The following is an 8,920-nucleotide window of genomic DNA, read 5'->3' on the forward strand; positions in this document are numbered from 1 at the left end:
GATACCCCAACAAGCACCGCATTATTCAATAAAAGGTGCCTTTTGTCTTTAGGATGTAGGAGATTCCATGGAGTTCAGTGTAAAGAGTGGCAGTCCTGAGAAGCAACGCAGTGCCTGCGTCGTGGTCGGCGTATTCGAGCCGCGTCGCCTCTCTCCGGTTGCCGAACAGCTGGACAAGATCAGCGATGGCTACATCAGCTCGCTGCTGCGCCGTGGCGACCTGGAAGGGAAACCAGGCCAGATGCTGTTGCTGCATCAAGTACCGGGCGTGCTCAGCGAGCGCGTGCTGCTGGTCGGTTGCGGCAAGGAGCGGGAACTCGATGAACGCCAGTACAAGCAGATCATCAACAAGACCATCACCACCCTCAACGAAACCGGCTCCATGGAAGCGGTCTGCTTCCTGACCGAGCTGCACGTCAAGGGACGGGATACCTATTGGAAGGTGCGCCAGGCGGTAGAAACCACCAAGGCGGGCCTCTACAGTTTCGACCAGTTCAAGACCAACAAGGCCGAGCCGCGCCGTCCGCTGCGCAAGCTGGTGTTCAACGTGCCGACGCGTCGGGAACTGACCATTGGTGAAAAAGCCATCGCCCACGGCCTGGCCGTGGCGAAAGGGGTGCGCGTCTGTCGCGACGTGGCCAACATGCCGCCCAATGTCTGCAATCCGGCCTATCTCGCCTCCCAGGCCCGTCGTCTGGCCGATGCCTTCGACAACATCACCACCAAGGTGATCGGCGAGCAGGAGATGGCCGAGCTCGGCATGAACTCCTACCTGGCGGTGGCGCGCGGTTCCGACAACGAAGCCATGATGGCCATCATCGAATACAAGGGTCATCCGGATGCCAAGCCCATCGTGCTGGTCGGCAAAGGACTGACCTTCGACTCCGGCGGCATCTCCATCAAGCCGGCCGACGGCATGGACGAGATGAAGTACGACATGGGCGGCGCCGCCTCCGTGCTCGGTACCATGCACGCCCTGGCCCAGCTGCAGCTGCCCATCAACGTCATCGGCGTGCTGGCGGGCTGCGAGAACATGCCGGGTGGCAACGCCTATCGTCCGGGCGACATCCTCACCTCCATGTCCGGCCAGACCATCGAAGTGCTGAACACGGATGCGGAAGGCCGCCTGGTGCTGTGCGATGCGCTGACCTACGTGGATCGCTTTGATCCGGAAACCGTGATCGACGTGGCCACCCTGACCGGTGCCTGCATCATCGCCCTGGGTCACCACACCACGGGCCTCTTGGCCAACCACAACCCGCTGGCCCACGAGCTGCTCAATGCCTCCGAGCAGGCGGGTGATCGCGCCTGGCGTCTGCCGCTGTTCGACGAGTATCAGGAACAGCTGGAGAGTCCGTTTGCCGACATGGCCAACATAGGCGGTCGTCCGGCCGGTACCATCACCGCCGCAGCCTTCCTGTCACGCTTCACCAAGAAGTACAACTGGGCCCACCTGGATATCGCCGGGACTGCCTGGAAGAGTGGCAAGGAGAAAGGCTCCACCGGGCGTCCGGTGCCCTTGCTGACCCAGTTCCTGCTGAACCGGTCAGGGGTGGACATCGAAGAGAAGGAGTAATTTCCGCACCTCGCCCGGCGATGTCATCGGGCGAGCGGAAGTTGCCCTGCACCACAAGGAAGAGGCCCGCCTCTTCCTTGTTTCATTGAGGGTGGGCAGGAATACCCCCTGCCCGTCCTTACCGGCGGTCAATTATCCGTCACCGCAAACGGGATCAACCTGATGAGCCAAGTGACTTTTTACCTGATGAGCGAACCGGATGACGCGCAGGCCTCTGCCGTCGAGCGACTCGCCTGCAGCCTTGCGGCCGAGTCGTGGGGCGCGGGCCACCTCTATCTGTTCTGCGACGATGAGGCTCAGGCCCTGCGCCTCGACGAGCTGTTGTGGCAGCTGCCGCCGGAGCGCTTCGTGCCGCACCAGTTGCAGGGTGAGAGCGGCCAGGCCCCGGTGGAGATCGGCCACCAGCCGCCACGGCGGCGCTACGCCCGCCTCATCAATCTGGCCAAACAGACACCTTTGTTTGCAGGACACTTCGCTCAAGTGGTAGATTTTGTCCCCACTGACGAAACGCAAAAGCAGCAAGCCCGCGAGCGCTACAAGCACTATCGCCAGGCAGGCCACGCCCTCGAGATGAGGGATCAGCCCGTCCTTGCCGCACCGGATCCGGCGCAGCCCTGACTGCGCCGCCTGTGATCCACCACGAATCAACACCAGAATCCATCCATCCAGATTACGGCGAGACCATGGAAAAGACTTTTAATCACAACGCCATCGAACAGGCGCTCTACCAGCACTGGGAAGCTCAGGGCTACTTCAAGCCCCACGGCGACACCAGCAAAGACTCCTTCTGCATCATGATCCCGCCGCCGAACGTCACCGGCAGCCTGCACATGGGTCACGCCTTCCAGCAAACCCTGATGGATACCCTGATCCGCTACAACCGCATGCAGGGCAAGAACACCCTGTGGCAGGCGGGTACCGACCACGCCGGTATCGCCACCCAGATGGTGGTTGAGCGCAAGATCGCCGCAGAAGAGGGCAAGACCCGCCACGATTATGGCCGGGAAGCCTTCATCGACAAGATTTGGCAGTGGAAGGAAGAGTCCGGCGGCACCATCACCCGCCAGATGCGCCGCCTGGGCGACTCCGTGGATTGGGAGCGCGAGCGCTTCACCATGGATGAAGGCCTCTCCGCTGCTGTGCAGGAAGTGTTCGTCCGTCTCTACGAAGATGGCCTGATGTACCGCGGCAAGCGCCTGGTGAACTGGGATCCCAAGCTCAACACCGCCATCTCTGATCTGGAAGTGGAAAATCGCGAGATCAAGGGCCACATGTGGCACCTGCGCTACCCGCTGGCCAACGGCGCCAAGACCGCCGAAGGCCAGGATCACCTGATCGTCGCCACCACCCGTCCGGAAACCATGCTGGGTGATACCGCCGTGGCGGTGAACCCGGAAGACCCGCGCTACAAGGCGCTGATCGGTCAGCACATTCTGCTGCCGCTGGTGAACCGCCTGATCCCCATCGTCGCCGACGAGCACGCCGACATGGAGAAGGGCACAGGCTGCGTGAAGATCACCCCGGCCCACGACTTCAACGACAACGAAGTGGGCAAGCGCCACAACCTGCCGATGATCAACATCTTCACTCTGGACGCCCACGTGCGCGCCGAGGCCGAAGTGGTTGACTCCAACGGCAACCCCAGCACCGCCTATGACGCCACCCTGCCGACCGAGTTCGCCGGGATGGAGCGCTTTGCCGCCCGCAAGGCCATCGTCGCCAAGCTGGACGAGCTGGGCCTGCTGGCCGAGATCAAGGATCACGTGCTGCAGCAGCCCTACGGCGATCGCGGCGGCGTGCCCATCGAGCCGATGCTGACCGACCAGTGGTACGTGCGCGTGGCCCCCATGGCCAAGACCGCCATCGAGGCGGTGGAAGATGGCCGTATCCAGTTCGTGCCGAAACAGTACGAAAACATGTACTTCTCCTGGATGCGCGACATTCAGGACTGGTGCGTCTCCCGTCAGCTGTGGTGGGGTCACCGCATCCCGGCCTGGTATGACGACGCCGGCAACGTCTACGTGGGTCGCAACGAGGATGAAGTGCGCGCCAAGCACAGCATCCCGTCCGTGACCGTGCTGCGTCAGGACGAAGATGTGCTCGACACCTGGTTCAGCTCCGCCCTGTGGACCTTCTCCACCCTCGGCTGGCCGAACAACACAGAAGCGCTCAAGACCTTCCACCCGACCGACGTGCTGATGAGCGGCTTCGACATCATCTTCTTCTGGATCGCCCGGATGATCATGATGACCATGCACTTCATCAAGGACGAGAACGGCCAGCCGCAAGTGCCGTTCAAAACCGTCTACATCACAGGCCTCATTCGTGACGAAGAGGGCCAGAAGATGTCCAAGTCCAAGGGCAACGTGCTGGATCCCCTCGACATGATCGACGGCATCAGCCTGGAAGATCTGTTGGAGAAGCGCACCGGCAACATGATGCAGCCGCAGATGGCCGAGAAGATCGGCAAGCGTACCGCCAAGCAGTTCCCGGAAGGGATCGAGGCCCACGGTACCGACGCCCTGCGCTTCACCCTGGCGGCGCTGGCCTCTACCGGTCGTGACATCAACTGGGACATGAAGCGCCTGGATGGCTACAACAACTTCTGCAACAAGCTGTGGAACGCCTCCCGCTATGTGCTGATGAACACCGAAGATCAGGATTGCGGTTTTGCCGGTGGCGAAATGCAGTTCAGTCTGGCAGATCGCTGGATCCAGTCTCAGCTGCAAGTGGCCATCCGTGACTTCCGCACCGCCCTCGATACCTACCGCTTCGACATCGCGGCTGGCGTGCTGTACGAATTTATCTGGAACCAGTTCTGTGACTGGTATCTGGAGCTGACCAAGCCGGTACTGACCAAGGGTTCCGAGGCCGAGCAGCGCGCTGCCCGCCATACCTTGGTGACCGTGCTGGAAACCCTGCTGCGTCTGGCACACCCGATCATCCCGTTCATCACCGAGACCATCTGGAAATCGGTCGCCCCGCTGGCTGGCGTACACGCCGACACCATCATGGTTCAGGCCTTCCCGGAGTTCGACGCCGCCAAGGTGGACGAAGCCGCGATGGCGGATCAGGAGTGGGTGAAGGAGTTCATCGTCAGCATCCGCAACATCCGCGCCGAGATGAACGTGGCACCGAGCGTCCCGCTCAACGTGCTGCTCCAGTGCGATGCCAAGGATGCCGAGCGTGCAGCCGACAACGAGGCCTTCCTCAAGTCGCTTGCCCGTCTGGAATCCATCCGCGTGCTTGGCGAAGGTGAAGCCGCGCCACTGTCGGTGAAGAAGCTGATCGGTGCCACCGAGCTGCTGATCCCGATGGCCGGTCTCATCGACAAGGATGCCGAACTGGCCCGTCTGGCCAAAGAGGTAGCCCGTCTGGTGGGCGAGTGTGGCCGCATCGAAGGCAAGCTTGGCAACGAGGCCTTCGTCGCCAAGGCGCCGGAAGCGGTCATCGCCAAGGAGCGCGAGAAACTGGAAGATTACCGCCTCCAGCTGACCAAGCTGGAAGCCCAGCAGGCCGAGATCGCCGCGCTGTAAGCCGGCATCCGCCTCGCAAAAGCCCCCTCCTGCAGGGGGCTTTTTGTTGCCCGCCCACCACCATTCCCCCTCATTTCGCGCGTTGTCATGCAAAATTAGCGAGCCAAATCACCCGCTTTCACAAGCGCAGCGCCCCCAAATTCATTACACTGCCAGCGATCTTTCTACTAGGAGTGCTGCCGCAGTATGGAAATATTGATCCTGTTTGGATTGATTTTGCTCAATGGCGTTTTCGCCATGTCGGAAATCGCCATCGTCACCGCACGCAAGGCACGCCTCAGCAAGATGGTCAGCGAAGGGAGCCGCTCCGCCGCCATCGCGCTCAAGCTGAGCGAAGATCCCACTCATTTTCTCTCCGCGGTGCAGATCGGCATCACCAGTATTGGTCTGCTCAACGGTATCTACGGCGAATCCCTGCTGGCCCAGCCGCTGGCGCTCTGGCTGCAGGAGTGGGGCATGACCCCCAAGAGCAGCGGCCTCATCGCCACCGTGCTGGTCATAGTGGTGGTCACCTATCTCTCCATCGTCATCGGCGAACTGGTGCCCAAGCGGCTCGGCCAGATCAGTGCCGAGCGCATCGCCTGCCTGGTGGCCCGCCCCATGTTGTGGCTGGCCGCCCTTACCCGTCCCTTCGTCTGGCTGCTGTCGGCCTCCACCAAGGCCAGCCTGCGACTGCTGAGAGTCAGCCAGGATGCCAGCGCCAACGTGACCCAGGAGGAGATCCACGCCATGCTGGTGGAGGGTTCGGAAGCCGGGATCATCGAGGATCATGAGCACACCATGCTGCGCAACGTATTCCGGCTCGACGAACGCAGCCTCTCCTCGCTGATGGTGCCGCGCAGCGACATCCGCTATCTCGACCTCGCCCTGCCGCTGGAGGTCAACCTGCAGCGGCTGGTGGAGTATCGCCACAGCTTCTTCCCGGTCTGCGACGGCAACCTGTCGGAACTGGTGGGCATCATCAACGTCAGCAAGGTGCTGCACGCCTATATCAAGGGTGAGCCCATCGATCTGGCGGCATTGACCCAGGATGGCAGCCTGCTGCCTGAGACCCTCAACGGCCTCGAGCTGCTCAACCACTTCCGCACCCACTCCGAGCACATGGTGCTGGTGGTGGACGAATATGGCGAGTTGCAGGGACTGGTCACCCAGCAGGATCTGCTGGAGACTCTGGCCGGCGACTTCCAGCAGGAAGACGGCGACGACAACTGGGCTTTTCAGCGTACCGACGGCAGCTGGCTGCTCGACGGCCTCATTCCGCTGCCGGAATTGAAAGACTGCCTGGGACTGGTTCGGCTACCGGAGGAAGAAAAACATCACTATCACACCCTCGGAGGGCTTATCATGCTGCTCCTTGGTCGTGTTCCCCAGACGGGAGACCTGGTCACCCTGGAACAGTGGCAACTGGAAATCGTTGACATGGATGGTTTGCGCATCGACAAGGTGCTTGCCATGCCCTTGCTTGATCAACCCAGCTAACCTGCGGAGTTTGCAACTATGGAACAGTTTTACCAACTGGCCCACGCCTTTATGCATCAGGATCTGGTGACGCTATCCGATCCCAAGATGGCCTTCATGGTCTGCGGTGTGTTATTGACCTTTCTGGTGCTGGAGAACGGCTTCATTCCCACCGCCTTTCTGCCCGGCGACAGCCTGCTGATCCTGACCGGCGTGCTTATCTATCAGGACGTGCTCTCCCTCGGGGTGATCCCGCTGCTGATCCTGGCCACCTTCGTCGGCACCTGGCTCGGCTACATGCAGGGGCGTTTCCTGGGCCATACCCAGCTCTACCACCGGCTGCTGTCCCATGTGGAAGAGAAACACCAGCAGAAGGTTTACTACCTGCTGGACAAATACGGCATCGTGACCCTGATCACCGCCCGCTATATCGCCTTCGTGCGTACAGCCTACCCCTATATCGTCGGTGCCACCGAACTGCCCCAGGGGCGCTTTCTCATCGTCAATCTGGTCAGCTCCATCATGTGGATCTGCCCGCTGGTAGGTTTCGGCTACTTCCTCAGTCACACCAAGCTGGCGGCCGAGTACCAGTCCCAGTTCCTCAGCATCATTCTCTGCCTGCCGATCGTGCTGCTGGTCGGCGGTTTGATTGCGCTGATCTGGCGCTGGCTGAGCAAACGCAAAGCCAGTGCGCCACGGGATTGAGGCAAAGAGAGAGGGTCATCGCGAGATGGCCCTTTTTTTAGCGAAATAATGGTGATTTACCCGCTGGCACTCTTGTCAAGCGAGGGTAAAAATGAGTGAATCTAGCGCCTTTTTTTCCATGTGAACGGAGTCGGTAGTATGCGGTGTCGGGTTAGCGCTATGGCGCTGGTTTATGCATTGGTTGGACTGCTGGGACTGCCAGCAGCATTGGCTGCCCCCAACCCGGCCAAACTGCAGCTGCAATCGAGCAGCGCACTGGTGATGGATGTCAGAACGGGCAAGACCCTCTACCAGAAGAATCCCACCCAGGTGCGCCCCATCGCCTCCCTCACCAAGCTGATGACGGCGCTGGTAGTGCTGGATACCCGCCAGGATCTCGGCCAGACCCTGACCATCGACCAGAACGACAGAGACGCCATCAAACACACCTATTCGCGGGTTCGCATGGGCACCCAGGTGACCCGCCGCGATGCCCTGCATCTGGCGTTGATGTCCTCTGAAAACCGCATGGCCTCGGCGCTTGCCCGCCACTACCCGGGGGGCCGTCCCGCTTTCATCCGAGCCATGAACAACAAGGCCAAGCAGCTGGGCATGCGCAACAGCCGCTTCTACGACTCCACCGGCCTGTCGACCCGCAACGTCTCCACCGCCCAGGATCTGGCCAAGCTCATCGCGGCGGCCTACCGCCAGCCGCTGATCCGCGAGTTCACCCAGGACACCAGCAAGGACATGCGCTTTCGCACGCCGGCCTACAGCCTGATGTTCAACAACACCAACCCGCTGGTGAAGAACCCGGATTGGGACGTGCGCCTCTCCAAGACCGGTTATACCGACGAAGCGGGCCGCTGTCTGCTGATGCGGGCCAAGCCGGACAATCAGGAGCTGGCCATAGTGCTGCTCAACTCGGTGGGCAAACGCACCCCCATCGGCGATGCCAACCGCATTCGCAAATGGCTGAAAAGCTGACACCCGGACTGCGGGGATAAAAAAGGATGCTGCGGCATCCTTTTTTATTGCCTGCAAACCGCCTCTGCCCGCCTCTGAGCGGGTTTATCAGCAGAAAGGGGCGTGGGTTGACCGAGAACCAAGGGATGCACACAGGGCGCGATAACGCGAAAGTCGGCGCAGTGGGCCGCAGAGGCAGGGAGATGCGCCAAGCGCCCGTCATGCAGAGGTGGAAGCCCTTGTCACGGAACTCGGGGTTGCCGTGAGCGCGATCTTAGTAGCGAAGCCACAGAGTTGAAGCAAAGAGGTGAAGAGACGAAGAGACGAGTATCAAGCCACCCGGGTCGTATCCCATATCCGGAGCGGCCATATAAAAAAACAGCCCCGACCGAAGTCGAGGCTGTCTGTATGGTGCGCCCGAGAGGATTCGAACCTCTGACCACCTGGTTCGTAGCCAGGTACTCTATCCAGCTGAGCTACGGGCGCTCATCAACTTTTGGTACTGCTTTCAAAATGGTGCGCCCGAGAGGATTCGAACCTCTGACCACCTGGTTCGTAGCCAGGTACTCTATCCAGCTGAGCTACGGGCGCTCACAAACTTTTGTGTACTGCTTTCAAAATGGTGCGCCCGAGAGGATTCGAACCTCTGACCACCTGGTTCGTAGCCAGGTACTCTATCCAGCTGAGCTACGGGCGCTCA

6 protein-coding genes and 3 tRNA genes are annotated in these 8,920 nt (G+C 60.9%); 6 read left to right on the top strand and 3 right to left on the bottom strand.

Annotated features, from left to right (window positions below):
• Nucleotides 1-67 precede the first annotated feature (67 nt).
• From pepA to pbpG, 6 genes are all read left to right on the top strand, one after another.
• The gene (pepA, locus tag AB5Y95_RS04625) at nucleotides 68-1,576 is read left to right on the top strand and encodes a leucyl aminopeptidase (RefSeq protein ID WP_005305141.1); all 1,509 of its coding nucleotides are present in this window, start codon (nucleotides 68-70) and stop codon (nucleotides 1,574-1,576) included.
• 162 nt (nucleotides 1,577-1,738) lie between these two features.
• Nucleotides 1,739-2,194 carry a DNA polymerase III subunit chi gene (locus AB5Y95_RS04630; RefSeq protein WP_065018774.1) on the top strand — a complete coding sequence of 152 codons (456 nt, stop codon included), beginning with the start codon at nucleotides 1,739-1,741 and terminating at the stop codon, nucleotides 2,192-2,194.
• A 65-nt stretch (nucleotides 2,195-2,259) separates the two neighbouring features.
• Nucleotides 2,260-5,112 carry a valine--tRNA ligase gene (locus AB5Y95_RS04635; RefSeq protein WP_368159685.1) on the top strand — a complete coding sequence of 951 codons (2,853 nt, stop codon included), beginning with the start codon at nucleotides 2,260-2,262 and terminating at the stop codon, nucleotides 5,110-5,112.
• A gap of 186 nt (nucleotides 5,113-5,298) precedes the next feature.
• Nucleotides 5,299-6,591 (top strand): hemolysin family protein, encoded by a 1,293-nt coding sequence (locus AB5Y95_RS04640; RefSeq protein ID WP_025201157.1) that lies wholly within the window; start codon nucleotides 5,299-5,301, stop codon nucleotides 6,589-6,591.
• Nucleotides 6,592-6,609: 18 nt separating this feature from the next.
• Nucleotides 6,610-7,275, top strand: a complete 666-nt coding sequence (locus tag AB5Y95_RS04645) for a DedA family protein (RefSeq protein WP_005305157.1) — start codon at nucleotides 6,610-6,612, stop codon at nucleotides 7,273-7,275.
• Nucleotides 7,276-7,413: 138 nt separating this feature from the next.
• On the top strand, nucleotides 7,414-8,241 hold the full coding sequence (pbpG, locus tag AB5Y95_RS04650; RefSeq protein ID WP_065018771.1) for a D-alanyl-D-alanine endopeptidase: 828 nt from the start codon (nucleotides 7,414-7,416) through the stop codon (nucleotides 8,239-8,241).
• A gap of 388 nt (nucleotides 8,242-8,629) precedes the next feature.
• Here pbpG and AB5Y95_RS04655 read toward each other — a convergent pair.
• The 3 genes from AB5Y95_RS04655 to AB5Y95_RS04665 form a co-directional block, all read right to left on the bottom strand.
• A tRNA-Arg gene (locus AB5Y95_RS04655) sits at nucleotides 8,630-8,706 on the bottom strand.
• A gap of 28 nt (nucleotides 8,707-8,734) precedes the next feature.
• A tRNA-Arg gene (locus tag AB5Y95_RS04660) sits at nucleotides 8,735-8,811 on the bottom strand.
• A gap of 29 nt (nucleotides 8,812-8,840) precedes the next feature.
• Nucleotides 8,841-8,917: transfer RNA gene (locus tag AB5Y95_RS04665), tRNA-Arg, on the bottom strand.
• Between the last annotated feature and the right edge of the window lie 3 nt (nucleotides 8,918-8,920).

The organism is Aeromonas sp. R5-3 (assembly GCF_040908225.1).
GTDB lineage: Bacteria > Pseudomonadota > Gammaproteobacteria > Enterobacterales > Aeromonadaceae > Aeromonas > Aeromonas dhakensis.

Bases quoted from the DNA above. Each gene is read 5' to 3' on its own strand.
- pepA (WP_005305141.1), top strand. From the start codon at position 68: ATGGAGTTCAGTGTAAAGAGTGGCAGTCCTGAGAAGCAACGCAGTGCC.
- AB5Y95_RS04630 (WP_065018774.1), top strand. From the start codon at position 1,739: ATGAGCCAAGTGACTTTTTACCTGATGAGCGAACCGGATGACGCGCAG.
- AB5Y95_RS04635 (WP_368159685.1), top strand. From the start codon at position 2,260: ATGGAAAAGACTTTTAATCACAACGCCATCGAACAGGCGCTCTACCAG.
- AB5Y95_RS04640 (WP_025201157.1), top strand. From the start codon at position 5,299: ATGGAAATATTGATCCTGTTTGGATTGATTTTGCTCAATGGCGTTTTC.
- AB5Y95_RS04645 (WP_005305157.1), top strand. From the start codon at position 6,610: ATGGAACAGTTTTACCAACTGGCCCACGCCTTTATGCATCAGGATCTG.
- pbpG (WP_065018771.1), top strand. From the start codon at position 7,414: ATGCGGTGTCGGGTTAGCGCTATGGCGCTGGTTTATGCATTGGTTGGA.